Annotated in this window: 1 protein-coding gene; it reads left to right on the forward strand. The window is 42.9% G+C overall.

Going from position 1 to position 487, the window contains the following annotated elements:
• Window positions 1-418, forward strand: a 418-nt coding sequence (locus HC176_RS16260) for an FAD-dependent oxidoreductase (RefSeq protein ID WP_425338216.1), incomplete at its 5' end; no start/stop codon positions are given.
• Window positions 419-487: the final 69 nt, after the last annotated feature.

Genomic DNA, 487 nt, shown 5'->3' on the forward strand with positions numbered 1-487 from the left:
CGGCCAGGGTATGAACGCCGGTTTTGAAGATATTTCTGAATTGGGGAGGCTGGAGGAAAAACACGGCGATGATTGGGAAAAGATCTTTTCTGAATATCAGGAAATCCGGAAACCAAATGCCGATGCAATTGCGGAACTCAGCTACCGGAATTTCATGGAGATGAGCAGCAAAACTGCCGATCCTCAATTCCTGCTGCGGAAGAAGATAGAGAAAAATTTTGCTGAAAAACATCCTGAAAAATGGATTCCCGCATATTCCCGGGTGACCTTTTCTGAAGCGCCTTATGCCGAAGCTTTAAAAATAGGTGACCGGCAGGCAGCCATCATGGATGAGGTGATGCAAATACCTGAAATTGAGCAAAAGTGGAACTCTCCCGAAGTTGAGAACAAGATCCTGAAATTACTGAAGAACAATTGAGAGTCGGTGGTCATTTAGTCTTTTCTATAATATGACACTAAAAATAATGACGTAATTCCACTTGCAAAT

Source organism: Tamlana crocina (assembly GCF_012037625.1).